This window comes from Streptacidiphilus cavernicola (genome assembly GCF_042510955.1).
Taxonomy (GTDB): Bacteria; Actinomycetota; Actinomycetes; order Streptomycetales; family Streptomycetaceae; genus Streptacidiphilus; species Streptacidiphilus cavernicola.
Window position 1 is genome coordinate 1 of sequence record NZ_JBHFAB010000018.1, and the last position, 24261, is coordinate 24261.

The 24261-nt window shown below is 74.2% G+C and carries 25 protein-coding genes and 1 pseudogene; 12 read left to right on the forward strand and 14 right to left on the reverse strand.

Going from position 1 to position 24261, the window contains the following annotated elements:
* Positions 1-57 precede the first annotated feature (57 nt).
* Positions 58-801, reverse strand: a complete 744-nt coding sequence (locus ACEZDE_RS22545; RefSeq protein WP_380538652.1) for a hypothetical protein — start codon at positions 799-801, stop codon at positions 58-60.
* A gap of 74 nt (positions 802-875) precedes the next feature.
* On the reverse strand, positions 876-1673 hold the full coding sequence (locus tag ACEZDE_RS22550; RefSeq protein ID WP_380538654.1) for a putative protein N(5)-glutamine methyltransferase: 798 nt from the start codon (positions 1671-1673) through the stop codon (positions 876-878).
* Between the two features lie 233 nt (positions 1674-1906).
* On the opposite strand from ACEZDE_RS22550, the gene ACEZDE_RS22555 reads away from it, so the two are divergent.
* Positions 1907-2428 (forward strand): mycothiol transferase, encoded by a 522-nt coding sequence (locus tag ACEZDE_RS22555; RefSeq protein WP_380538656.1) that lies wholly within the window; start codon positions 1907-1909, stop codon positions 2426-2428.
* A gap of 16 nt (positions 2429-2444) precedes the next feature.
* On the opposite strand, the gene ACEZDE_RS22560 is transcribed toward ACEZDE_RS22555, so the two are convergent.
* Entirely contained in the window at positions 2445-3977 is a 1533-nt protein-coding gene (locus ACEZDE_RS22560) for a glycosyltransferase family 39 protein (RefSeq protein WP_380538658.1), read from the reverse strand.
* A 180-nt stretch (positions 3978-4157) separates the two neighbouring features.
* Between ACEZDE_RS22560 and ACEZDE_RS22565 the strand changes: the two genes are divergently transcribed.
* Together ACEZDE_RS22565 and ACEZDE_RS22570 are read left to right on the forward strand one after the other, a co-directional pair.
* A complete protein-coding gene (locus tag ACEZDE_RS22565; RefSeq protein WP_380538660.1) occupies positions 4158-4856 on the forward strand; it encodes a type 1 glutamine amidotransferase domain-containing protein in 699 nt (232 codons plus the stop codon).
* A gap of 19 nt (positions 4857-4875) precedes the next feature.
* Entirely contained in the window at positions 4876-5505 is a 630-nt protein-coding gene (locus ACEZDE_RS22570) for an NADPH-dependent F420 reductase (protein ID WP_380538662.1), read from the forward strand.
* A gap of 30 nt (positions 5506-5535) precedes the next feature.
* Here the strand turns inward: ACEZDE_RS22570 and ACEZDE_RS22575 are convergent, their stop codons facing one another.
* Together ACEZDE_RS22575 and ACEZDE_RS22580 are read right to left on the reverse strand one after the other, a co-directional pair.
* A complete protein-coding gene (locus ACEZDE_RS22575; protein ID WP_380538664.1) occupies positions 5536-5790 on the reverse strand; it encodes a hypothetical protein in 255 nt (84 codons plus the stop codon).
* A gap of 64 nt (positions 5791-5854) precedes the next feature.
* Complete coding sequence (locus ACEZDE_RS22580) at positions 5855-7396, reverse strand: ATP-dependent DNA ligase (RefSeq protein ID WP_380538666.1); 1542 nt, start codon at positions 7394-7396, stop codon at positions 5855-5857.
* 151 nt (positions 7397-7547) lie between these two features.
* On the opposite strand from ACEZDE_RS22580, the gene ACEZDE_RS22585 reads away from it, so the two are divergent.
* The 3 genes from ACEZDE_RS22585 to ACEZDE_RS22595 all read left to right on the forward strand — a co-directional run bounded on the left by ACEZDE_RS22585 (position 7548) and on the right by ACEZDE_RS22595 (position 10824).
* On the forward strand, positions 7548-8408 hold the full coding sequence (locus ACEZDE_RS22585; protein WP_380538668.1) for a carbohydrate ABC transporter permease: 861 nt from the start codon (positions 7548-7550) through the stop codon (positions 8406-8408).
* Between the two features lie 65 nt (positions 8409-8473).
* Complete coding sequence (locus tag ACEZDE_RS22590; RefSeq protein ID WP_380538670.1) at positions 8474-9823, forward strand: ABC transporter substrate-binding protein; 1350 nt, start codon at positions 8474-8476, stop codon at positions 9821-9823.
* A gap of 47 nt (positions 9824-9870) precedes the next feature.
* Positions 9871-10824, forward strand: a complete 954-nt coding sequence (locus ACEZDE_RS22595) for a carbohydrate ABC transporter permease (protein ID WP_380538672.1) — start codon at positions 9871-9873, stop codon at positions 10822-10824.
* A 26-nt stretch (positions 10825-10850) separates the two neighbouring features.
* Here ACEZDE_RS22595 and ACEZDE_RS22600 read toward each other — a convergent pair whose 3' ends face one another.
* The 5 genes from ACEZDE_RS22600 to ACEZDE_RS22620 all read right to left on the reverse strand — a co-directional run bounded on the left by ACEZDE_RS22600 (position 10851) and on the right by ACEZDE_RS22620 (position 15863).
* The gene (locus ACEZDE_RS22600; protein ID WP_380538674.1) at positions 10851-11729 is read right to left on the reverse strand and encodes an aldo/keto reductase; all 879 of its coding nucleotides are present in this window, start codon (positions 11727-11729) and stop codon (positions 10851-10853) included.
* Positions 11730-11796: 67 nt separating this feature from the next.
* On the reverse strand, positions 11797-12657 hold the full coding sequence (locus ACEZDE_RS22605) for a SigB/SigF/SigG family RNA polymerase sigma factor (RefSeq protein WP_380538676.1): 861 nt from the start codon (positions 12655-12657) through the stop codon (positions 11797-11799).
* 32 nt (positions 12658-12689) lie between these two features.
* On the reverse strand, positions 12690-13796 hold the full coding sequence (locus tag ACEZDE_RS22610) for a rod shape-determining protein (RefSeq protein ID WP_380538678.1): 1107 nt from the start codon (positions 13794-13796) through the stop codon (positions 12690-12692).
* A gap of 44 nt (positions 13797-13840) precedes the next feature.
* A complete protein-coding gene (locus ACEZDE_RS22615; RefSeq protein WP_380538680.1) occupies positions 13841-14560 on the reverse strand; it encodes a DUF6629 family protein in 720 nt (239 codons plus the stop codon).
* Between the two features lie 31 nt (positions 14561-14591).
* Positions 14592-15863, reverse strand: a complete 1272-nt coding sequence (locus tag ACEZDE_RS22620) for an MFS transporter (protein WP_380538682.1) — start codon at positions 15861-15863, stop codon at positions 14592-14594.
* Positions 15864-16015: 152 nt separating this feature from the next.
* Between ACEZDE_RS22620 and ACEZDE_RS22625 the strand changes: the two genes are divergently transcribed.
* Positions 16016-16828 carry a hypothetical protein gene (locus ACEZDE_RS22625; protein ID WP_380538684.1) on the forward strand — a complete coding sequence of 271 codons (813 nt, stop codon included), beginning with the start codon at positions 16016-16018 and terminating at the stop codon, positions 16826-16828.
* 106 nt (positions 16829-16934) lie between these two features.
* A pseudogene (locus tag ACEZDE_RS22630) lies at positions 16935-17195 on the forward strand (type B 50S ribosomal protein L31); the annotation flags it as partial.
* A 247-nt stretch (positions 17196-17442) separates the two neighbouring features.
* On the opposite strand, the gene ACEZDE_RS22635 reads toward ACEZDE_RS22630, so the two are convergent.
* The gene (locus ACEZDE_RS22635; RefSeq protein WP_380538686.1) at positions 17443-17796 is read right to left on the reverse strand and encodes a hypothetical protein; all 354 of its coding nucleotides are present in this window, start codon (positions 17794-17796) and stop codon (positions 17443-17445) included.
* A 201-nt stretch (positions 17797-17997) separates the two neighbouring features.
* On the opposite strand from ACEZDE_RS22635, the gene ACEZDE_RS22640 reads away from it, so the two are divergent.
* Positions 17998-18726, forward strand: coding sequence for a GNAT family N-acetyltransferase (locus tag ACEZDE_RS22640; RefSeq protein ID WP_380538688.1), 729 nt, complete (start codon positions 17998-18000; stop codon positions 18724-18726).
* Between the two features lie 7 nt (positions 18727-18733).
* On the opposite strand, the gene ACEZDE_RS22645 is transcribed toward ACEZDE_RS22640, so the two are convergent.
* Positions 18734-20188 carry an MFS transporter gene (locus tag ACEZDE_RS22645; RefSeq protein ID WP_380538690.1) on the reverse strand — a complete coding sequence of 485 codons (1455 nt, stop codon included), beginning with the start codon at positions 20186-20188 and terminating at the stop codon, positions 18734-18736.
* 167 nt (positions 20189-20355) lie between these two features.
* On the opposite strand from ACEZDE_RS22645, the gene ACEZDE_RS22650 reads away from it, so the two are divergent.
* From ACEZDE_RS22650 to ACEZDE_RS22660, 3 genes are all read left to right on the forward strand, one after another.
* A complete protein-coding gene (locus ACEZDE_RS22650) occupies positions 20356-21834 on the forward strand; it encodes an MFS transporter (protein WP_380538692.1) in 1479 nt (492 codons plus the stop codon).
* A gap of 75 nt (positions 21835-21909) precedes the next feature.
* Positions 21910-22533, forward strand: coding sequence for a TetR/AcrR family transcriptional regulator (locus ACEZDE_RS22655; RefSeq protein WP_380538694.1), 624 nt, complete (start codon positions 21910-21912; stop codon positions 22531-22533).
* Between the two features lie 38 nt (positions 22534-22571).
* Positions 22572-22808, forward strand: a complete 237-nt coding sequence (locus tag ACEZDE_RS22660) for a DUF2277 domain-containing protein (RefSeq protein WP_380538696.1) — start codon at positions 22572-22574, stop codon at positions 22806-22808.
* Here ACEZDE_RS22660 and ACEZDE_RS22665 read toward each other — a convergent pair.
* Together ACEZDE_RS22665 and ACEZDE_RS22670 are read right to left on the reverse strand one after the other, a co-directional pair.
* Positions 22796-24010, reverse strand: a complete 1215-nt coding sequence (locus tag ACEZDE_RS22665; protein ID WP_380538698.1) for a serine hydrolase domain-containing protein — start codon at positions 24008-24010, stop codon at positions 22796-22798. The two genes, ACEZDE_RS22660 and ACEZDE_RS22665, sit on opposite strands and share 13 nt — an antisense overlap.
* Positions 24011-24066: 56 nt before the next feature.
* On the reverse strand, positions 24067-24252 hold the full coding sequence (locus ACEZDE_RS22670; RefSeq protein WP_380538700.1) for a hypothetical protein: 186 nt from the start codon (positions 24250-24252) through the stop codon (positions 24067-24069).
* Between the last annotated feature and the right edge of the window lie 9 nt (positions 24253-24261).

A 24261-nucleotide genomic window follows, 5' to 3' on the forward strand; every position in this document is an offset into this window, starting at 1 on the left:
CCGGGAGTAGACCGGCCCCTGCCGACGACCGGGATCCCCCTGGGGAACCGACCGCCGTCAGGGTGGGGAATTACGCCGACAGCAACCGCCCGAAGTAGGGGAAAAGCGCCGTCGCTGACAGCCGCCGCCCTCGGCGGTGTCCCCGGTGGAGTTGCCGTCCGCGAAGGTCAGGTTCTGCACCGTGAGCTGCGGGGTGCTCTGGTCCTGGCAGTGCGAGGTGGTCCAGCCCTGCGCCTGGTCGCAGGTGTCCTGGTAGAGAATGCGGCGCTGCCCGCCGCCGCTGAGGGTGACCTTGCCGCCGCCGTCCAGGACCACCCGCGCGGAGGCGTTGCGGACCTTGGCGGTGGCGGTCATGGTGATCACCACCGGGTCCGGCCCGCAGGAGAAGGTGATCACGCCCCCGGCCGCGACCGCGGCCACCACTGCCGCCGAGGTGCAACTCGCCGCCGTGCCATGGCCGATGACCCGATCCGGGTGCGAGCTGTCGACCGCCCGCGCCGCTGCCGGGACGGCCGCGCCGCCACCCGGGTTCCCGGCCCGCGGCAGCACCGCGGCCGACTGCTTCGGCTTCGCCGCGCCGCCGGCGCCGGCACTCGCGGTGGCGCTGCGACTCGCGGACGGACCGGCCGTGCCCGACCCGCCGCTCGGCGCCGGGACCGCGACCGCGGTGCCCACCGCCCCGGCCGCCGGACCGGCGCCGACCGCGACCCCGCCGGAGGACCCGGCCGACCCGCAGCCGGCGAGCAGCAGACAGCACAGCAGACCGGCGACGACGGGGGCGGCCCCGCGTATGGACGACATGGCCGAGATGCTAACGGCAACGGCCGCCCGCGGTACCCCTCACGCCCGGGTACCCCTCACGCCCGCGGTACCCCTCACTCCCGCACCCCGATGACCACGGTCGCGTACAGCTCGTCGTCGCCGACGACCCGCGGAGTGAGCCCGCCGCGGGCGAACGCCTCGGCGGTGTGCGGGGCCTGACGCTCGCTGGTCTCCATCAGCAGGTGCCCGCCGGGCGCGAGCCAGTCCGCGGCCCCGGCAGCGACCCTGCGCTGGACGTCGAGGCCGTCCGCGCCGCCGTCCAGCGCGACCAGCGGCTCGTACTCGCGGGCCTCGGGCGGCAGCAGGCCGATCTCGTCGGTGGGGACGTAGGGCGCATTGGCGAGCAGTATGCCGACCCGGCCGCGCAGCGCGCCCGGCAGCGCGCGGTACAGGTCGCCCTGGTGGACCCGCCCGCCGAGCGGGCTGACGTTCCGTCGGGCGCAGCGCACCGCCGCCGGTTCGACGTCGGCGGCGTGCAGTTCCACCCGCCCGGTGGCGGAGAGCGCGGAGGCGACCGCGACGCCCATCGCGCCGCTGCCGCAGCAGAGGTCGACCACGACCGCGCCGGGCCGGGCCAGCGCGACGGCCTCGCGGATCAGGAACTCGGTGCGGCGGCGGGGGACGAAGACGCCGGGGTCCACGGCGATCCGCAGACCGCAGAACTCGGCCCAGCCGAGCACGTGCTCCAGCGGCAGGCCGACGACCCGCCGCTCGACCATGGCGGCCAGCCGCTCGGGCGTGTCGGCGGCGGAGAGCAGCAGTTCCGCCTCGTCCTCGGCGAAGACGCAGCCTGCGGCGCGCAGCCGGGTGACGATGGCGGGGAGGGAAAGGAGGGGCGGTGACGCGGACAAATGAGTGACCTCTCGGAACGCCTGGGGGCGCTCTCCGGTCAACCGTGTCGGCGGGACCGCGCGGTCGTGGCACACGCACCGCGGGGCGAGAGCACCCGGCCTGCTACAGCGGTAATGGGTCCCACCTCCTCGAAACGCGTTCTGCGACGACTGCGACGCCGTCACAGTACACCAGTCAGGCATGTGACCCAGATCACAGAGAGGAGGCCGCCGCCGCTGGGAACACCCAGAGGATGACCTCACCCACCATCGCACCCCTCGCCGACGCCTTCGGACGGATCGGGGAGCTGGTCGACCAGGTCCTCGACGGCCTGAGCCCCGAGGAACTGACGGTCCGGCTGGACCCCGCGGCCAACCCGATCGGCTGGCTGGTCTGGCACCTCACCCGGATCCAGGACGACCATGTGGCCGGGGTGGCCGGCACCCCGCAGCTGTGGCTCGCGGACGGCTGGCAGAAGCGCTTCGACCTCCCCTACCCGGCCGGGGCCCACGGCTACGGCCAGTCGGACGCGGACGTGGCCGCCTTCCAGGGCGTCCCGGCCGAGCTGCTGGCCGAGTACCACGCCGCGGTCCTGGCCAGGACCCTCGACTACCTGGCCACCCTGGACGTGGCCGACCTGGACCGGGTGGTGGACGAGGGCTGGCAGCCGCCGGTCACCCTGGGCGTCCGCCTGGTGAGCGTGATCGCGGACGACCTCCAGCACGTCGGCCAGGCCGCGTTCGTCCGCGGAGTCGTCGAGCGGCGGCGCGGCTGACGCCGGCGAGACGCCGTCAGCGGGTGAACAGCTGCACGCTCTGCCCGTCCGCGCTCCAGGTTCCGGCCAGCCGCCGGGTGCCGCTCACGGCCTGCAGCAGGACCTGGTCGCGGGTGCCGGTCCGCAGGTTGCGGTGGCCGCTGTAGACGTACCAGACCCGGGCGTACCGGCCCAGCAGGGCCGCCGTCGCGGCGGGGGGCCGCTCCAGGCCGTCCGGCTTCAGCGGGTTGAAGGCGCTGAGCAGCGCGACGTCGGCGGTCCCGGCGAAGTCCCGCGGATAGGCGAAGGCGATCGAGCGGGCCGGCAGCGAGGCGAACACCACGGCGTCGCCGGGACGGGCCCGGACGGCGACGGCCTCGGCCAGCGCTCGCGCGTCCGAGCCGTGCCCGTCCGACTGACGCAGTTGCAGCTGGGCCGGGATGCCGAGGGCGGCCGTGGCCGCCACCGCCGCCAGCGCGGCGACCGCGGCCGGCTCGGGGCGGACCGGCAGCCTGCGGGCCGCCGCGTCCCAGCCGGCGCCGATCAGGAAGCTCAGTCCGATCAGCGCGTAGAGCACATAGCGCGGCTGGTAGAACGAGTGCTGCAACGACACCAGCAGCAGCACCCCGGGCGGCAGCAGCAACAGCGGCACGGCCAGCGCGACCGGCCCCCGCCGCCGACCCGGCGAACCGCCCGACCGACCGCCCGGCGACCGCCGCAGCGCGACCAGCAGCACCGCCACCAGCACCAGCGGCAGCGCGGCCCGCCCCCCGGCGAAGTCCGCGGCCAGCGCGAACGGGGTGCGCCAGGTCGGAGCCGACAGCCAGTCCACCGCGTTGGTCTGACCGGCCGACCGCAGCGCCACCGGAAGCACCGCCAGGGCGCCCAGCACACTCGCCGCGGCCCAGCGCAGCGCCGCGGCCCACCCGGGCCGCCACAGCGCCACGGTCACCGCGAACGCCGGAAGGCTCAGCAGCGCCATCACATTGAGCGCCCCGGCCACCGCCACCGCGACCGCGTACCCGCTCCACCACCAGGCCGTACGGCGCCCCGCCTCGCCCGCCTCGACCCCGCGCAGCAGCAGGTACACAGCTGCGGCCACGGCGAGCGAGACCAGCGCGTACGAGCGCCCCTCCTGGGCGTACCGGCTCACCAGCGGCACGCAGGCCCAGGACAGTCCGGCCAGCAGCCCGGCCCGCGGCCCGGCCAGCCGCCGCAGCGTCGCGGCGACGAACCAGGCGGTCGCGGCGACGGCCAGCACCGAGGGGGCCCGCAGCAGCCCCGGGCTCGGCGTGCCGACCAGGAACACCAGGTGGACCAGCAGGTAGTACACCTCGTGCACCGCGTCGACGGTCCTGGTGAGCTGCTGGATCTGGCCGACCGACTCCTGCGCGACGGTGTAGCTGACCGCCTCGTCCCGCCACAGCGAGGGGGAGGTCAGTCCGAGCAGCCCCAGCGTGAGCGCAACCGCGCTGGGCAGCCAGGCGGCGACCGCCCGCCGCAGCCTTCGGGCCTGCGGCGGGCGGGGCCCGGCTGCCGCGCCGAGCGTGGAGGGGAGGGTGGCGGTCATGCCCGCCAGCTACCCGCCGCCGCCCGTCGAAACCTGTTCGACGCCACTGTTCACCTGCTGTTGGCCCCCACCTCACGGAGTGCGGACGGCCCGGCCCGGACGCCACCGCGCGTCCGGCCGGGTCGGACCGGGCCCCGGGGCATGATGGGGGAAACGATCGAGAGAAGAGAGAGCAGCGACATGACCTCCGTCCTCTTCGTTGTCACCGGCGCCACCGCCTGGACCCTCGCTGACGGCACGACCCACCCCACCGGCTACTGGGCCGAGGAGCTGGCCGAGCCGCACCGGATCTTCCGCGCCGCCGACTTCGACGTCACCGTGGCGACCCCCGGCGGCGTGGTCCCCACCGCGGACCCGGGCAGTCTGACCGCGCAGGCCAACGGCGGCCAGGAGCGGGCCGACGCGATCACCGGCTACCTGGAGTCGATCCGCTTCGAACTGGAGGAGCCGCAGGCGCTGGAGAAGGTCGACCCGGACCACTTCGACCTCGTGTTCTACCCCGGCGGCCACGGCCCGATGGAGGACCTCGCCGTCAACGAGGCCTCCGGGCGGCTGCTGACCCGGGTGCTCGACTCCGGAAAGCCGCTCGGCGTGCTCTGCCACGCACCGGCCGCGCTGCTCGCCGCCCGCCGCGAGGACGGCGGCTGGCCGTTCGCGGGCTACCGGATGACCGGCTTCAGCAACGCCGAGGAGCGCGCGGCCGGGTTCGCCGACCGGGCGAAGTGGCTGCTCCAGGACCGGTTGCAGGAGCTGGGCGCGGACTACGTCGAGGGCACGCCGTTCGCCGGACACACCGTCACCGACCGCAACCTGCACACCGGGCAGAACCCGGGCTCCTCGGCCGAACTCGCCCGTACGCTCATCGAAGCGGCCATCTGACACACCGGAGGCAGATCCCATGGCAACCATCGGACTCATCGGCAGCGGCAACATCGGCCAGGCCGTCGCCCGGCAGGCGATCGCGCACGGCCACAGCGTGGTGCTCAGCAACTCGCGCGGCCCGGAGACCCTGGCCGACCTCGTCGCCGAGCTCGGCCCCAAGGCGCGGGCGGCGACCCCGGCCGAGGCCGGCGCGGACGGCGACCTGGTGGTGGTGACCGTCCCGTTCAAGGCCTACCAGCGGGTTCCGGCCGAACCGCTCGCGGGCAAGGTGGTCATCGACACCAACAACTACTACTTCGAGCGGGACGGCCACTACGAGGAGATCGACAGCGGCCGGGCCACGGTGAGCGGGCTGCTCGCGGCCCAGCTGCCGGACTCCCGGGTGGTCAAGGCCTTCAACAACATCCAGGCCGCGCACATCCTCGAACACGCCTCCCCGGCCGGCAGCCCGGACCGCCGGGCGCTCCCGATCGCGGGCGACGACGCCGAGGCCAAGCAGCTGGTCACCGACCTGATCGAGGAGTTCGGCTTCGACGTGGTGGACGCGGGCCCGCTGGTCGAGGGCCGCCGCTTCGACCGGGACAAGCCCGCCTACGGCCCCCGGCTGAACTCGGACGAGCTGCGCCGGGCCCTGGCCAAGGGCTGACCGCCGCGGCCGAAGGGGGCCGGCCCCGGCTCAGACGCCGGTGTCGGTCCCCCAGAAGCCGGGCCCGCCGCCCTCCCAGCGCACCGCGTCGGTGTTGGCCAGGTCGACGTCCTCCAGCCCGGCCCTGCGGGCGAACTCGGTCACGTCCTCGACGTTGTAGGCCTTGCCCACCACCGTGCCGAGGATCTCGACCCGGCGGTACGGCGGTCGCTCGGTCATCACCGGGGGCCGGACCACGATGTGCGCGTCGTGCGGCGCGTGGTGCTCGTTCGGAATGTCGCTCATGGGACATACGTTCCCCGTGGTGCCCCCGGTACGCACCCCGACCGGACCCGCCCGACCCGCCGGGTCAGAGCCCCTCCTCGGCGGCCAGCTCGCGGACCGCGGCGATGGTGTCGGCCTGCTCCGGCCCCTTGTCGTCGCGGTAGCGCAGCACCCGGGCGAAGCGCAGGGTGAGCCCGGACGGGTAGCGGGGGCTGCGCTGGACCCCGTCGAAGGCCACCTCCACCACCAGCTCGGGGCGGACCCGCACCACCCAGCTGTCCCGGTCCACCTCCCGGGCCAGCAGCTCACGGGTCTGGAAGGCGAGCATCTCGTCGGTCAGGCCCTTGAAGGTCTTGCCCAGCATCACCCACTCGCCCAGCCCCTCCGCGCCGTCCCCGCGCGCACCCAGGTGCAGGTTGCTGAGCAGGCCCTCGCGGCGTCCGCTGCCCCACTCGACGGCCAGGACCACCAGGTCCAGTGTGTGCCGGGGCTTGACCTTGATCCAGCCCGCCCCGCGCCGCCCGGCCGCGTAGCGGGCCTGCGGGTCCTTCACCACCACGCCCTCGTGGCCCTGCGCCAGGGCCTCCCTGAAGAACGCCAGCGCGGCCCCGTCGTCCGCGCTGACCAGGCGCGGGACCCGCAGCTCCGGCGGCAGCAGCGCGGCCAGCGCCTCGGTCCGCCGCTCGCCGGGGAGGTCGAGCAGGTCGGCGCCGTCCAGGTGCAGCAGGTCGAAGAAGAAGACGCTCAGCGGCACCCGGGCGCGCAGCTCGGCGATGTCCTGCCGGGAGGCGGTGCGGGCGGCGGTCTCCTGGAACGGGCGCGGACGCCGGTCCGGGCCCAGCGCGATCACCTCGCCGTCCAGCACAGCCGAGCGCAGCGGCAGCGCCAGCGCCGCCTCCACCACCTCGGGCACCCTGGCCGTGATGTCGTCCAGGCTGCGGGTGAACACGCCGACCCGGTCGCCGTCGCGGTGCACCTGGACCCTGATCCCGTCCAGCTTCCACTCCAGCGCGGCCGGGCGGACCTTGTCGAGCGCGGCGGCGACGTTCGGCGCGGACGCCGCCAGCATCGGCCGCACCGGCCGTCCGACCTCCAGCCCGAAGGCGCGCAGCGCGGCGGCCCCGCCCTCCATCGCGGCGGCGGCCACGGCGGCGGCCGAGCCGCGGAACATCAGCGCCCGGCGCACCTCCGCCAGCGGCACGCCCGCGGCCTTGGCGACGGCGTCGCCCATCACCGCGTCCAGTGCGCCCTGGCGCAGCTCGCCGCCCAGCACGGCCCGCAGGAACGCCTGCTCGTCGGCGGTGGCCCGGCCGAACAGGTCGGCCAGCCGGCGCTTGCGCTCGGCCTGCGAACCGGCGCCCTGGACCGCGGCGAGTTCGCGCAGCGCCTGCTCGGTCGAGGCGATGCCGAGGGTGGCCCGCTCGGCGGGCGGCGGCAGGTCGCGCAGCGCGGCGTAGCCGACGCCGACCCGCATCCGCCGGGACTCGCCGGACAGCAGCGCGACCGCGGCGGGCAGGTCCACCGGGTCGAGCCCGCGCAGCAGCTCGGCCAGCAGCGCCACCTTGGCGTTGCGGGCCGGCTCGGCCGCGGTGGCCCGGGAGGTGGCGGCGACCTGCTCCAGCAGCATGGGCCCATTCTCACCCGGCCCGGTGCACCGCGCCTCGCGGCCGGGCCGACGCCCAACGTTTGTAAACCATTGACGTAATTTTCCTTCGGTGGGTAACCTTCCGACATTCCGGAGCGCCTGGAGTGCACCTGCCAACGGAAGGAGCCGCGTCATGCCCGCCGTCAAGCACCAAGCCCGGTCGGCGAAGCGGGGGCACGCCGCCGCGCCGGTCATCGGCCACACCGTGCTGGTACTCGCCTCCGCGGTGGTCCTGCTGCCGCTGCTGTTCGTGGTCTACCTCTCGGTCAAGGACATCCCCGGGATCCTGGGCACCCCGCTCGCGCCGCCGACCAGGGTGCACCTGGAGAACTACACGCAGTCCTGGAGCGAGGGCGACCTCGGCCGGTTCCTGTTCAACACCACGATCGTGGCCGGAGCGACCATCGCGGTGATCCTGGTGGTCGCCTCGCTGGCCGCGTTCGTCATCGCGCGCTACCGGTTCCGCGGCAACCAGCTGCTGTACCTGTTCTTCGTCTCGGGCCTGGCCCTGCCGATCCAGATCGTCGCACTGCCGGTGTTCATCCTGATCGAGAACCTCCACCTGCTGGACACCCTGCCCGCGCTGATCCTGGTCTTCGCCTCCGGCGGCACCTCGTACAGCGTCTTCATCCTGGTCACCTACATGCGCTCGATCCCGTTCGAGCTGCAGGAGGCCGCGGTGATCGACGGCGCGGGCCCGCTGCGGATCTACTGGCACGTGGTGCTGCCGCTGGTGCGCCCGGCGCTCGGCATCGTGGCCGTCTTCCAGTTCCTGACGGCCTGGAAGGAGTTCTTCCTGCCGCTGCTGCTGATCCAGGACCCGCAGAACATGACGGTGGCGGTCGGCATCCTCTCCTTCGTCGGCGAGCACAGCACGGCCTGGCAGCTGCTGCTGGCCGGGCTGGTCATCATCTCGCTGCCGACCATCATCGGATTCACCCTGGTGGCACGGCAGTTCCGGCGCGGGCTGATCAGCGGCGGCGTCAAGATGTGACCCCGCGCGAAGCCCTGACGTGCCGTCACCCTTCGGTCTCCCTCCCCCGTAAGGAGCGCTTGCCCATGTCCCACACCCCTGCCGCCCCGGCCCGCCGTCGTCGTCGCACCGCGGTGCTCCTGCTCTCCGGCACGGTCACCGCCGCCATGACCGGGCTCACCGGCTGCGGCGCCTCCGGCGCCTCGGCCGGCGAACCCACCGTCAGCGTCTGGTCCTGGCGCGCGCAGGACGCCCCGGTGTGGAAGACGGTCCAGGACGACCTGGCCCGGCAGGGCGTCAAGGTCCGGATCAACTTCCGTGCGATCAGCCCGACGTCCTACGACTCGGTGCTGCAGACCGCGATGAACGGCGGCGCGGGCCCCGACGTCTTCTACGACCGGGCCGGCGAGGGCACCGACAAGTACGCGGCGGCGGGGATGACGGCCGCGATCGACGGGAAGGTGGACACCTCCGCGATCAGCAAGGCCGCCCTCGCCGGAGCCCAGTACCAGGGCAAGACCTACGGCGTGCCGTTCGCGGTGCAGACCATGGGCCTCTTCTACAACAAGAAGATCCTCGCCGACCACGGGGTGGCGGTCCCGCAGACCTGGGCCGGACTGCTCGCGGCGATGGGGCAGTTGAAGTCCAAGGGGGTCACCCCGATGTATGTGATGGGCGTCCAGCAGTGGCTGCTGGCCCTGCAGATCGACGCCGTCGGCGCCTCCACCCTGGACGACTCCACCGCCCAGGCCATCACCGCCAAGCAGAGCACCTACAGCGACCCGCAGTTCGTGCAGACGCTGACCGCCTTCCAGCAGTTCGCGCCCTACCTGGAGAAGAACTGGCAGGCCACCGGCTCCGCCGGGAACGAGCAGGAGACCGCGTTCGCGCTGGGCAAGACCGCCTTCATCATCGACGGCATCTTCGACACCGCGACCATCAACCAGGTCAACCCCTCGCTGGACTACGGCCAGATGCTGGTGCCCTCGCCGGACGGCAAGCAGCCGCGCCTCGACTGGTACATGGACGGCGACATCTCGCTCAACGCCCACGTCTCCGACGCCGCGACCGCGAAGGCCGCGGAGCAGGTCGTCGCGTTCACCGCGACCAAGGCCTTCGGCGACGCGTTCTCACAGACCGCCGGGGAGATCTCGCCGATCGCCGGGGTGCAGGTGCCGGCCAAGTACCCGCTGAGCGTGCAGGCCGAGCACTGGTACCAGAACCAGAGCGTCAACCCGGTCTTCGGCATCCGCTCCCCGATGGACACCCCGCCGGTGAGCCCGTCCGACATCAAGAAGAAGACCGCGGCCACCACCCCCGGCATCTTCACCGCCGAGCAGAACGTCGCCGTTCCGCTGCTGGAGGGCAAGGTGAGCCCGCAGCAGGCGGCGGCCACCATCGACACCACCCTCGGCTGGTACTTCGGCAAGCAGTGACCCCTCCGCCCGCCGAGACCCTCGACCACCACCGGGAGCGACCCGCCATGGACCCCACCACCGCACCCCCCGGCGGGTCGCCGGCCCGCCGGGCCGGCCGCCGCCAGCGCCTCGTGCTCGCCGGGCTGGTGGCGCCCGCCTTCGCGCTGTTCGGGCTGTTCGTCGTCTACCCGCTGCTCTCCGGCGTGCGGTACAGCTTCTACAACTGGAACGGCACCGGCCCGCTCGACGACTTCATCGGCCTGCGCAACTACACCTACACCCTCTTCGACCCGCAGTTCGCCCCGCAGTTCTGGCGGGCCGTCGGGCACAACCTGTACTTCTTCGCCGTCTCCATGGTGCTCACCCTGGTCTTCGGCATCGGCCTCGCCTACACCCTGCTGCTGCAGAGCGAGAAGGCGTCACGCCGCTACTCGGTGGTCATGATGCTGCCGTTCACCCTGCCGCCGGTGGCCGTCGCCTACGTCTGGACGGTCTACCTGGAGCCCAACAGCGGAGTCCTCTACACCATCCTGCAGGCCCTGCACCTGAACGCGCTCGCCGCGCCCTTCCTGGGCTCCGGCACGCTCGCCCTGCCGACCATCGCGGTGATCACCGCCTGGGCCGGGATGGGCTTCCCGGTGCTGCTGTTCCTCGCCTCGCTCAGCGACGTCCCGCAGGACCTGCTGCACGCCGCCGCGCTGGACGGCGCGGGCCGGTTCCGCACCCTGTGGTCGGTGCTGATCCCGGCGATCCGGCCGACCATCCTGATGGTCACCACGATGAACTTCATCGGGGCCTTCGGCACCTTCGACCTGATCTACATCATGGAGGGCTCGCAGGCCGGCCCGAACTACTCCACCGACGTGCTCGGCACCCTCTTCTACCGCACCGGCTTCGGCGGCTTCGGCACCACCGCCCAGTCGATGGGCCTGGCGACGGCGTTGGCGCTGATCGGATTCGTGATCGTGGTCGTGGTCTCCGCGGGCTTCCTGCGCCTGCAGAAGCGCTTCGCGGACTGAGCCGGCGGGCAGGCCCCGGCAGCCGGTCAGCTCCCCGCCACCGCGGTCAGCTCGGCCAGATCCTTGTCGGACAGCGCGAGCCCGGCCGCGGCCAGGTTGTCCTCCAGGTGGGCGACGCTGGAGGTGCCGGGGATCGGCAGCATCACCGGCGAGCGGTGCAGCAGCCAGGCCAGCGCCACCTGGGACGGGGTGGCGTCCAGCCGCGCGGCGATGTCCCGCAGCGGCCCGTCCTGCTCCGCCAGGGCGCCGGTGGCCAGCGGGAACCAGGGGATGAAGCCGATGCCGTGCTGCTCGGCGTACTCCAGCAGCGGCTCCGCGGCGCAGTCGGTGAGGTTGTAGCGGTTCTGCACCGAGACGATCGGCGCGATCTCCGCCGCGGCCCGCAGCTGGTCGACGTCCACCTCGGACAGTCCGATGTGCGCGATCTTGCCCTCGTCCCGCAGCAGCTTCAGCTCGCCGACCTGGTCGGCCAGCGGCACCTCGGGGTCGATCCGGTGCAGCTGGAACAGCCCGATCCGTTCCACGCCCAGGTGGCGCAGGCTCATCTCGGCCTGCTGGCGCAGGTACTCGGGACGGCCGACCGGCCGCCAGTCGTTCGGTCCCGAGCGGGTCAGCCCGGCCTTGGTGGCGATCACCAGGTCGTCGGCGTAGGGGTGCAGCGCCTTCCTGATCAGCGGCTCGGCGACGACCGGCCCGTAGGAGTCGGCCGTGTCGAGCAGGTTCACCCCCAGCTCGACGGCGCGCCGCAGCACCCGTACCGCCTCGTCCGGGTCGCGCGGGTCGCCCCAGACGCCGGGACCGGTGAGCTGCATCGTGCCGTACCCCAGCCGGGTGACCTCGCGGTCACCGCCCAGCCTGAACGTGCCGGACCGCGCGACCGTCGCCGCCGAAAGCTCCGCACCCATGGTGTCTCCTGACCTCGTGTCCCTCGGTTCCCCCGACAGCTGCTGGCAACAACCGCCCGGCCGCCGCTCATTCCTCCAGCAGCAGGTGCTCGCGCAGCCGCCCCAGCGCGCGGGCCAGCAGCCGGGACACGTGCATCTGCGAGATCCCCAGCTCCGCGCCGATCTGGGACTGGGTCAGGTCCGCGCCGAAGCGCAGCCGGATGATGTCCCGCTCGCGCTGCGAGAGGGTGTCCATCAGCGGCTTGAGCGTGGCCAGGTCGTCCACCGCGGCCAGCGCCGGGTCCGGCTCGCCCCGGCGCTCCAGGATGGCGTGCCCGTCCTCGCCGTCGTCCTGGGTGTGCGCGTCCAGCGAGCCCACGGTGTAGGCGTTGGCCGCGAGCACGCCCTCGCGGACCTCCTCCTCGGTGAGGCCGAGCCGGGCGGCCAGCTCCCGGTCGGTGGCCGGGCGGCCCAGCTCCTGGGACAGCTCGTCCCCGGCCTTCGCCAGCCGCAGCCGCAGCTCCTGCAGCCGCCGCGGCACATGGACGGTCCAGCTGGTGTCCCGGAAGAACCGGCGGATCTCGCCCAGCACGGTCGGCATCGCGAAGGTCGGGAACTCGCACTCGCGGTCGACGTCGAACCGGTCGATGGCCTTGATCAGCCCGATCATGCCGACCTGGACGATGTCCTCCATCGGCTCGCTGCGACCACGGAAGCGCGCGGCGGCGAACTTCACCAGCGCGAGGTTCAGCTCGACCAGGGTGTCCCGCACGTAGTGGTACTCGTACGAGCCCGGCTCCAGTTCCGCCAGCCGCCGGAACATCGGCTTGGACAGCGCCCGAGCGTCCGCCGGTGCCAGCCGCCCCACCGCGGACCGGCCCACCCCGGCGGACCGCTCCGGCCGTCCCGCCCCGGAACGCGCCGGGGCGGGACCGGACATCGTCGTCATGGCGGCTCTCTCCTGCTCGTTCGACGGCGGGGTCACACCGGTTCCGGGGCGACCTCCACCGCCGTCACCTCCACGTCCGGCTCCGCGCCGGTCAGCGACAGCGTGGTGGCCCGGAGCGCGGCGCGGTCCAGACCGGCCCAGTTGTCCCGCATCAGCCGCTGGGTGCCCAGCACCGCCGCGTGCTCGCACTCGTCCGCGAAGTGCACCGGCAGGTCCACCTCCGCGCGGATCGCGTCGGCCAGGCCGCGGAGCTTGGCGCCACCGCCGGTGAGCACCAGGCCGCGGTCGAAGATGTCCGCGGACATCTCCACCGGGCAGCCCGCCAGCACCGCGGTGACCTGGTCGCAGACCGCCGCCACCGCGCGCGGCAGCAGCAGCTCGTGCAGTTCCTCGACCGGCAGCGCCAGACCGCGCGGCCGTCCGGTCGCCGCGTTCTGCCCGCGCAGCGTCACCGTGCCCGCGCTGCTGACGCCGCCGTCGGCGCCGTCGTCGCCACGGGTCCGGCTCAGCGCGATCTTCACCTGCTGGGCCGCCGCCGAGCTGACCACCAGCTGGTGCACCTCGCGCAGGTAGCGGGCGACCAGCTGGTCCAGCGCGTCCCCGCCGAACCGGGTGGACCGGGAGGCGATCACCCGCCCGCAGACCAGCAGCGCCGCACTGGTGTGCTCGGCGCCCAGGTCGACGATCACGGTGGCGTACGGGGTGTCCACCGGGATCCCCGAGCCGACCGCCGCCGCCAGCGCCTGCGGCACCAGCCGGACGTCGGTGAACCCGGCGTCCCGGCAGAGCTGCTTCAGCGCGGCCACGCCCAGGTCGGTGACCGCCGCCGAGACGCAGACCCCCATCCGGCCGCCGTAGCTGTACCGGCCGCGGCCGGTGTCCCGCAGCATATGACGCAGCATCAGCTGGGCCACCTGCTGGTCGGCGACCGTTCCGCCCGCGGTGGGGCGGCACATCCTCAGCGCACCCCAGGTGCGCCCCTCCATCACCAGCGCGTCGTCGCCCATGGCGAACACCGAGCCGTCCTCGTCGAGCACGGCGCGGGCCACCATCTCGGAGACCGGGGCGTCCGTGCCCCGGCGCAGCCGCAGCGTCGCCGCACCGAGGTCGATGGCGGCACTGGATCGAAACCGGGCCACGCGTTCCTCCCTCACCCATCCCTGAACAAAGCCTCTGGCTCCGATCACACCGCCGATGGACCGTCACCGCCAGGCAGGACCGACCGGACGGGGGACGCCGCACCCCGATCGGCCCCGTCGGCCGGTCCGGACGGCCACCCCCGCGCCCTGACCAGCCAGCGCAGCACGAACACGCTGCTCAGCGCCGCCAGCGCGCACCAGGTGGAGACGAACGCGGTCTGCCACAGCGTCAGGCACACGGCCGCACCGGCTCCGCAGACCAGGCCGAGGGTCCTGATGTCCCGTTGGCCACTGGCGAGCAGTGCGCCGACCGTGGCCAGCAGGTAGCCCGCGCCCACCAGCGTGCCGTGCGGGACGCCCACGCCGTAGCGGAGGGTGTGCCCGTCCACGGCGGCGGTGACCGGGCCCGAGGCCACCGCGTAGGCCAGCACCGCCGAACTGGCCAGGCCCACCGTCAGGAACACGGCCGGCAGCGCCCGCCGGGCGGGCGGCGCGACCAGCAGCACCCCGAGCGGGACCAGCGCGGGCAGCAGCGGATAGGCGATCACCGCCCAGGCCACCCGGGCCGCGCCCGCGGTGCCCGCCCCGATCCGGCCCTCCTCGCCCCACCAGACCAGGGCCTCGATCAGCTGGTGCACCCCCAGCAGCAGCGGCAGCGCGGCCAGCGGCAGTTGGCGGACCCGGCGGACCTGCGTCAGCGCCGCGACGCCGAGCCCGGCCACGGTCCCGCCCGCCACCAGGTCAGCCGTGGAACTCCAGCACACCGCTGCCTCCCCGCCGTCACCGTTGGTCCGGTCAACCTATCCGGCGGCTCCGGTCCCGGCGCGGCGACCGCGCCCCCGGCACCGTCCCCCGGTCCGGCGCGCGCACCTCCGGGACGGCGACCACCGCCGCGACCGCGACCGGCAGCCAGAGCGCGCCGCAGCCGAGCACCACGGTGGCGCCGACGGCCGAGGCCAGCGGGCCGGCCGCGGCCAGGCCGAGCGGTCCCAGCACGAACGCGCCCAGCGTGGTGTAGGCGCCGATCCGGCCCCGGTACTCCGCCGGGACGCGCTGCTGGATCACCGTGCCGCCCAGTACCCCGTTGACCGAGGAGCCGACACCGGCCACCGCGGCGCCGACGCACACCGCCGCCGCCGGCAGCCCCAGCGCCAGTGCCGCGGAGGGCAGCGCCCAGCACAGCGAGGCGACCGCGGCGACCAGCAGCGGCCGGCCCGGCCTGCGCCGGAGCAGCAGCAGGCCGCCCGCGACGGCGCCGGTCCCGTAGCAGGCCATCACCGCGCCCCAGGCCCCCGCGCCGCCGAGCCGGTCCCTGGCCAGCACCGGGCCCAGCACCAGGAACGGCGCCCAGACCAGCAGGTTGAACAGGCCGACGTGCAGGGTGGTGACCCAGAGCCAGGTCTGCCCGCGGAACAGCGACCAGCCCGCCCGCAGCTCCCCCGCCAGGGACGGACCTGCAGCCTCGCCGCTGTGCTGACGCACCGTCGGCAGCCCGCTCAGCGCCAGCACGCTGACCGCGTAGCTCGCCGCGTCCACGGCCAGCACCGGCGCCGGGCCGACCAGCCCGGCCAGCAGCCCGGCCAGCGCGGGTCCGGCCACGGTGGCACCGGAACGGGCGATCTGCAGCAGCGAGTTGGCCTGGGCCAGGTCCTCCGGCGGCGACAGGGTGGGGATCAGCGCGGACAGCGCCGGGGTGAACAGTCCCTCCCCGATCCCGCCGAGCGCCGCCAGCAGCAGCATCACCGCGAGCCCGGGGCGCCCGGTCAGCAGGACCACGGCGAAGGCGGCCTGGGCCGAGCAGCGCAGCACGTCCGCGACCAGCATCACCGCCCGGCTGCCGAGCCGGTCCGTCGCCACCCCGCCGAGCAGTAGCAACAGCACCAGCGGCAGGATCCGGGCCGCCATCACCGCGCCGAGGGCGGTCCCGCCGCCGCCGGTCGCCAGCACCGCGAAGGCGAGGGCGACCCCGGACATCGCCGAGCCGAGCAGCGAGGTCGCGTAGCCGGTGAAGAAGCGGCGGAAGTCGGGGCGGCCGAGGACGGACAGGCGGTGCGCACGAAGGGTCACGGACAGCAGACTGCATCGGTCCGCGCGGGTCGCACAACGGGTTCCGCCGATAAAGTTGAGTCCGGACGGGTCAATTTCTCGACACGGGCGCTCAACCGCAGTAAATTGACTGACCCAAGGCATCTGACGTCGATGTTTACTGCGGGGAGCAGATGAGTCAGCCGGTCGAGTACGCCGTCGCCGTGGACCGTTATCTCGACGCGGCCGGGCTGGCGCCCGGCTCCCGCCGGGTCTACCGGATCGCGCTCCGCGGCTGGGCCTGGCCGTTGGTCGGCCGGACCGCCCCGGTCGGCCCGGACCGCCGCCGGGCCGAGCCGCCGGTCGTCCCGCTGCACCGACTGGACGACCCCGCCGTACGCGCCCGGCTGCCGGCCGCCCGCGCGGAGCGCGCCGCCGACGCGGACCCGCGCACGCTCAGCCGGGAGTGGTCCATCCTCCGCAGTGCGCACACCTGGTGGCGCGCACAGGGCTGGCTCGACGGCGACCCGCTGCCCGCGCTGCCGCCGCCGACGGCAGCGGTGCCGCCTCCGCTGCCGCCGCCGCGCCCGGACAGCGACGGCATCCGGGCTGTGCTGGCGCTCCGCGCGCCGCTGCGCGAACAGGCGCTGTGGCACTTCCTGCACGACACCCGGGCCCCGGTCGAACGCGCGCTCGCCCTGGACATCGCCGATCTGGACCTCGCCCGCCGCCGCACCCACCGCCGCAGCGGCCTCGACCTGCACTGGCAGCCGCACACCGGGCGGCTGCTGGCCCTGCTGCTGTCCGGCCGGACCTCGGGCCCGGTCTTCCTGACCGGCCGCCGGGCCCCGGCCGGCACCGCCCCGGCCGACCTCTGTCCGCTGACCGGCCGCGCCCGGCTCTCCTACCGCCGCGCCGCCGAGGTCCTCACCGCCGCCACCCGCGGCCTGGGCCCGGACGGCCGCGGCTGGACCCTGCGGCAGCTGCGCGGCGACCCGGCTCGCTGATCCCGTCCGGACCGGTGGGGGCAAGCGTGATCGGCGGCCCTGGGATATACCGGTTCGGGGAGGGAAAACCGGCGAACCGTCCACCACGGAGGCAAGGAGAGCACGCATGCGACAGGAGAAGCACCCCGAGTACGGCCCCGTGGTCTTCCGGGACCGCTCCGCGGGCTACGCGTTCCTCACCCACTCGACCGCGACCAGCGAGCAGACCATCGCCTGGGACGACGGCAACACCTACCCGGTGGTGGACGTGGAGATCTCGGCGGAGAGCCACCCGTTCCACACCGGCCGGGCCAGGACGGTGGACCCGCAGGGCGAGATCGCCAAGTTCCAGCGCCGCTACGGCGACGGCGCGGCGGGCGGCGCGGCGGCGGGCGGCCAGGCGTCCGACGCGGTGCGCACCCCGACCCCGGACGAGGTCACCCCGGACCGGCTGCTGCACACCGGCGCCGAGGGGGAGGTGTCGGCCGAGGACCTGGTCCTGGCCAGCGGGCGGGACGTCACCCCGGCGACGCTGGAGTGGGCCCGGCGCCGACTGGCCGAGGAGGGCAGGATCGCGGTCGAGAAGCAGCTGCCCTGACCCCGGCTGCCCTGCCCCGGCCCCCGCTGCTCCGCCGTCAGGCCGCCTCCTCCCAGGAGGGGGCGGCGTGGCTGGGCCGGCGGCGGCGGGCCAGCAGCAGCGGGCCGGACACGGCCACCGCCCCGGCCAGGATCAGCAGCACCAGTCCGCCCGCCACCACGGCGGAGGCGGGCCGGACCGCCGGGACGCCGACCGCCAGCAGCACCCCGGCCGAGGCGAGCAGCACCAGGATGGTGATCTCCCGTTCAGCGCGCACGACGTGCCACAGATGGCGGGCCCGGTGCAGCTTCATGGTGCGCAGCCGCCGGTCGAGTTCCGCGTCGGCCCGCAGCCGCTCCTCGATCCCCGCCAGCATCTGCAGTTCGCGCCGGGACAGCGTGGGTCCATCCATCGCCGCCACCTCCTCCGCACGTCCCAGTAAGCATTCTGCAGAAGCAACTTCCCGAGTGGACTGCGTCTAACCTCCGTACGCCGTGCTGTTGTTCGAGAGGCCCTGTTCCGCAACCCCCGGTTTGCCCCGGCGCGCCGCCGAAACATACTGTCGTGCGACCGGGCGACTGCCCGGCGGACCTGGTCGAACAGAGGTGGCGCAGTGGGCGGAGCAGGGCCGCATCCCCTGGACAATCCGGCGCTGGCCGCCCTGGAGGCCGGCCCGCAGGCCCGGTTCGCCGAGCGCCGCGGCCGGGTGCTGCGCTACCCGGTCGACATGTCGCCCTTCGCCGGGGTGCCGTCCGCGCCGGACTCCGCGGACTGGGCCGACGCGGCGGCGCTGGTCGGTCCCGGCGGCCTGCTGGTGCTGGCCGGGTACGCCGCCCCGCCGCCGGAGCACTGGGAGCAGGTGTTCCGGATCCCCGGCGTGCAGCTGACCGGCGAGGCGCTGCGGGCCGAGGCCGATCCGGAGGCGGTGCCGCTGACCGCGGCGGACGTCCCGGAGATGCTGGACCTGGTCGCCAGGACCAGGCCGGGCCCGTTCCTGCCGCGCACCGTCGAGATGGGCGCCTACCTCGGCATCCGCAGGGACGGCGCGCTGGTGGCGATGGCCGGGGAGCGGATGCGTCCGCCCGGCTGGACCGAGATCAGCGCGGTCTGCACCGATCCGGCCTTCCGCGGCCAGGGCCTGGCGGCCCGTCTGGTCCGCGCGGTCGCGGTCGGGATCAGGGCCCGCGGCGACGTCCCGTTCCTGCACGCGGCGCTGGAGAACGCCGACGCGATCCGGCTCTACGAGGCGCTGGGCTTCCGGGTCCGCCGCAAGCTCTGCTTCCTCGGCACGACCGTCCCCGGCGCCGCCGTCCCCGATGCGACCGTGTCCGACCGGGACTGACGGCGGGTCAGACCCTGGGCGCCGGGCAGGCGGCCTCCGCGGCGGCGTCCGGCACCACCGCGGCACCGCGGCCGCAGATCTCGAACCAGGTCAGCAGCGCGGCCCCGACCATCAGCCCGGCGCAGACCAGCACCGCGCCGTGGAACGCCCGGTCCACCGCGCCCGGCGAGCGGTAGCGCCCGCCGGACAGGCCGACCAGCGCCGGCAGCGCGGCCACCGCCAGCAGGCTGCCGATCCGGGCCGCCGCGTTGTTGACCCCGCTGGCGATCCCGGCCCTGCGGTCCTCCACCGCGTTCAGCGCGGTCGCCGTCAGCGGCGCGACCAGCAGCGTCATCCCGAAGCCGAGCACGGTGGCGGCGGGCAGCACGTCCGCGGCGTAGGAGGCGTGCGGGCCGATCCGCAGCATCAGCAGGATGCCGGCCGCCGCCAGCAGCGGACCGACGGTGAGCGGGACCCGCGGCCCGATCCGGTCGCCGAGCCGGGCCGCGGACGGCGACAGCGCCAGCATGACCAGGGTCAGCGGCAGGGTGGCCAGACCGGCCAGCAGCGGGGTGAACCCGGCGGCGATCTGCAGTTCCAGGACCAGGAAGAACAGCACCCCGCCCATCGCCCCGTAGATCAGCACAGTGACCAGGTTGACCACGGTGAACACCCGTGAGGAGAACAGCCCGAGCGGCAGCATCGGCACCGCCGCCCGACGCTCGGTCAGGACGAAGCCGACCGCCGCCAGCACCGCCAGCAGCCCGGCCGCGACCGGCACGGTCACCCCTCCCCCGGTGCCGGTCAGCGCGGCGGTGACCGCGCCCAGCGCCAGCGCCGCCAGCGCGGCCCCGGCCGCGTCGAAGCGGCCGGTGGCACTCTCGTCCCGGCTCTCCGGGACGTGCCGCAGGCCGACCGCGACCACGGCCACCGCGATCGGCAGGTTGAGCAGGAACACCCAGCGCCAGCCGGGACCGCCGACCAGCCAGCCGCCGAGCAGCGGGCCCAGCGCCCCGGCCACCCCGCCGAGCCCGGACCACAGCCCGACCGCCGCCGCGCGGTCCTCGCGCCGGAAGGCGGACTGGATCAGCGCCAGCGAACCGGGCGTCAGCAGCGCCCCGCCGATGCCCTGCAGGGCCCTGGCCGCGACCAGCACCCAGGGGTCGGGGGCCAGCCCGCAGCCGGCTGACGCCAGCGCGAACCAGACCACCCCGACCAGGAACACCCGGCGCCGCCCGTAGCGGTCGCCGAGCGCGCCGCCGAGCAGGATCAGCCCGGCCAGGGTGAGCAGGTAGGCGCTCACCGTCCACTGCAGCGCGGCCAGCGAGGCATGCAGATCGGCGCCGATGTGCGGCAGCGCGACGTTCACCGCCGTCCCGTCGAGCAGCGCCATAGCCGAGCCCAGCACAGTGGTGAACAGCACCCACCGTCCGACCGCCCCGTGCAGCGCCGCACCGCCGCCGTCCCCGCCCTTTTCGCTCATGCCCTCGACTCTCCCACTCCTGAGGGAAATGTGATGTGCGTCGCGTAAGGGTCCGATAAGCGCCGAACGAAACGGAATAGTCATTCCGATGCCGTAACCTGCTGATCAGATCTTCGGAATGGGTATTCCGTTTCGATCCCCCGCTGCGCACCGATCGAGGGAGTTCCATGGCGTCCGAAACCCGGCGCACCCACCACCAGGTCACCTTCGCCGTCCTGGCCGCAGGCGTCGCCGCCTACGCGCTGCTCCAGTCCCTGGTCACCCCGGTCCTGCCGACCATCCAGGCCAGCCTGCACACCAACCAGAACACCGTCACCTGGGTGCTCACCGCCTACCTGCTCTCGGCGTCGATCTTCACCCCGATCATGGGCCGGATCGGCGACATGATCGGCAAGGAGCGGGTCTTCGCCGCGACGCTGATAGCCCTGGCGGCGGGCTCCCTGCTCGCCGCCCTCGCCGGCAACGTCACCGTGATGATCATCGCTCGGGCGATCCAGGGCATCGGCGGCGGCGTGCTGCCGCTGGCCTTCGGCATCATCAGGGACGAGTTCCCGCGCGAGAAGCTGAACGGCGCGATCGGCACCATCGCCTCGCTCACCGCCGTCGGCGCCGGTCTCGGCATCGTGCTGGCCGGACCGATCGTCAACGCACTGGACTACCACTGGCTGTTCTGGCTACCCATGATCATGACGATCGCCGCCGCCGTCGCCGCCTTCCTGCTCGTCCCCGCCTCGCCGACGCGCACCCCCGGCCGGATCAGCTGGCTGCCGGCCGTGCTGCTCTCGGCCTGGCTGGTCGCGCTGCTGCTGGCGCTGAGCGAGGCGCCGGTCTGGGGCTGGGGCTCGACCAAGGTGATCGGACTGCTGGTGCTGGCCGTGCTGCTCGCGGTCGGCTGGGTCGAGGTCGAGCGCCGCTCGGCGACCCCGCTGATCGACATGACGATGATGCGCCGCCCGGCCGTGTGGACCAACAACCTGGTCGCGCTGCTGATCGGGGTCGGCATGTACGCGGTGTTCGCCTTCCTGCCCGAGTTCGTGCAGACCCCCGCCGCCGCGGGCTACGGCTTCGGCGCGAGCATCACCCGGTCCGGGCTGATCCTGCTGCCCTCCACCGTCACCATGTTCCTGATCGGCATGGCCGCGGGCGGCCTGGCCCGCCGGATCGGCGCCAAGACGGTGGTCCTGCTCGGCTGCGTCGTCGGCGGCGTCTCGATGGCGCTGCTCGCCTACGCGCACAGCCAGCAGTGGGAGCTCTACCTCGCCACCGCGATCATGGGCGTCGGCTTCGGCCTGGCCTTCGCAGCCATGTCCAGCCTGATCGTGGCGGCCGTCCCGGCCGAGCAGACCGGGGTGGCCAGCGGGATGAACGCCAACATCCGCACCATCGGCGGCTCCATCGGCGCGGCCCTGATGGCCAGCATCGTCACCTCCAACGCCGCCCCCGGCGGGCTGCCGCGGGAGTCCGGCTACACCAACGGCTTCGCGATGCTCGCGGTGGCGCTGGGGGTGGCCGCGGTCGCGGCGCTGCTGATCCCGACCGCCGGGCGCTCGCTCCCGGTCGGCGGCTCGCTCCCGGCCGACGAGCCGGAGCACGCCGAGCTGGGCCTGCTGGCCGGCGGCACGCTGATCGGCGACAAGCCCGAGTAGCGGCCCCGCGGCCCTAGACTGCATCCACGGGTTGCGCCCACCCCGCCGCCCCCGCGACCTCTGAACGGAGCGACCATGGCCGTGCAGCACGCCGACCCGCGCCCGCAGCGACGCGACGCGGTGCGCAACCACCAGCTGGTCGTCGACGCCGCCCGTGAGGTGCTGTCGGAGTTCGGCACCGACGCCAGCATGGAGCACATCGCCTCCCGCGCGGGCGTCGGCGTGGGGACGGTCTACCGGCGCTTCCCCAACAAGGAGGCGCTGATCGACGAGCTGGTCCGGCTGATCCTGGACGAGCTGGTCACCGCCGCCGAGAGCGAGCTGGCCCGCGGCGAGGGCTCCGGCCTGGACGCCTTCCTGCGGGTGCTCGGCCGCTCGCTCAGCGAGCACCGCGGCTACGCCGACAAGCTGGTCGGCCGCACCAAGGCGGCCTGCGCCGCCCGCCTCCGCGCCCGGATCGCCGAGCTGCTGGCGCAGGCCCAGCGGCTCGGCCGGGTCCGCGAGGACATCACCCTCGGCGACGTCATGGCCACCATCTACGGGCTGCGCGGCATCGTCGCCGCCACCGGCGAGGCGGCCCCGGACGCCTGGGAGCGGCACCTCGACATCCACCTGGCCGGCTTCCGCTCCCCCACCGCGCCCAGCGGCCGTCCCTCGCTCACCCCGGACGACCTGGCCCGGATCACCGCGGGCGGCTGACCCTGCCGGGCCGGGCCCGGCTGCGGCACACTGGAGGCATGTGCCGGAGCATCAAGACCCTTCGCCCGCCCGTGACGCCCCAGGTGGAGGACGAGGACATCAGAGCCGCCGCCCTGCAGTACGTGCGGAAGGTGTCCGGCTTCCGGGCGCCCGCCGCGCACAACAAGGAGGCCTTCGACGAGGCCGTGGAAGCCGTCGCCGAGGCCACCGCACGGCTGCTGGACAGCCTGGTGGTGCGCGGAGCGGGATCGGCGGGCGCCGCTCAGGCGTCCTGACCTCCGGCTGCGCCCCCGCCCCCGTCCCCGCCCTCGCTGTCCCCGCCTTCGCCGAACGTTGCCGCGTACTGCCAGACGTCCCGCATCAGCTGGGGCGCGACCGGGCCGGTCATCGCCTGCTGGCTGAACATCAGCGCGACCGTGCCGGTGGACGGGGTGAGGTAGGCGGTGGTGCCGGTGCCGCCGACCCAGCCGTAGCGGCCGGGGACGCTCCACGGGTCGACCGCCTCGACGTCGACCGAACCGCCGAACCCCCAGCCCTGGCCCTCCAGGAACAGGTCGCTGGCCTCGCGCTGCGCCCGGGTCAGCCGGTCCGTGGTCATCGCCCGCACCGACGCGGCCGACAGCAGCCGCCGTCCGTCCGGAGCGGTCCCCCCGGCCAGCAGCATCCGGGCGAAGGCGTACCAGTCGTCCACGGTCGACACCATGCCGCCCGCGCCGGAAGGGAAGGCGGGCGGCTTGCCCCACTGCCCGTCCGGCGGGTCCAGCAGGGTCAGCCCGCCGGACGGGTCCGGCTGGTAGTAGCTGACCAGCCGTCCCCGCTCGGAGGCGGGGACGTGGAACCCGGTGTCGGCCATCCCCAGCGGCTCGAACAGCCGCTCGGCCATGAACGCGGGCAGCGGGCGTCCGGAGACCCGGGCGACCAGCACGCTCAGGATGTCGGAGCAGGTGTTGTAGAGCCAGGCCTCGCCCGGCTGACGCAGCATCGGGATCCGGGCCAGCGCCGCCATCCAGGCGTCCGGCGCCAGCACCTGCTGCGGCTCCGGCGGACCCTGCATCAGCTCGGCGAACAGCAGCGCGACCGCCGGGAGCGAGAAGTCGGCCGGGAAGCCGTACCCGGCCTGGAAGGTCAGCAGGTCGAACACGGTGATCGGCCGGGCCGCCGGGACCACGTCGTCCACCGGCGACTCCGGCGTGCGGACCACCATCGGCGCGGCCAGCTCCGGCAGCCAGCGCGCCACCGGGTCGTCCAGCGCCATCGCGCCGTCGTCGACCAGCAGCATCGCCGCGGCGGCGGTGATCGGCTTGCTGATCGAGGCGATCCGGAAGATCGAGTCCCGGGCGATCGGGGCGCTGCCCTCCACGTCGACCGAGCCGACCGCGCTCACCTCGACCCGGTCGCCGCGGGCCACCAGGCCCACCGCGCCGGGCAGCGGGCCCTTGCTGACGTGCGCGTCCAGGATGTCGTGCAGGCTGCTCATACGGTCCACCTTCTCGCTCGTGCGGTCGGAGGTAGGACGGCCGCGGCGGCCCGGACTCATCGGTCCGAGGCAGCCGCTTCCGCGCGGTCGTCGGCGCCGTCCCGCAACTCCTGCCACGTGCGGCCGAGGCCGTACAGGGAGGTGACGCCCAGTTTGGCCCTGAGCTTGGTCAGGCGCTTGCCCAGGGTGCGTTCGGAGACGCCGAGCCGCCCGGCGATGGCCTCCATGGTCAGGTCCCCCATGACGTCGAA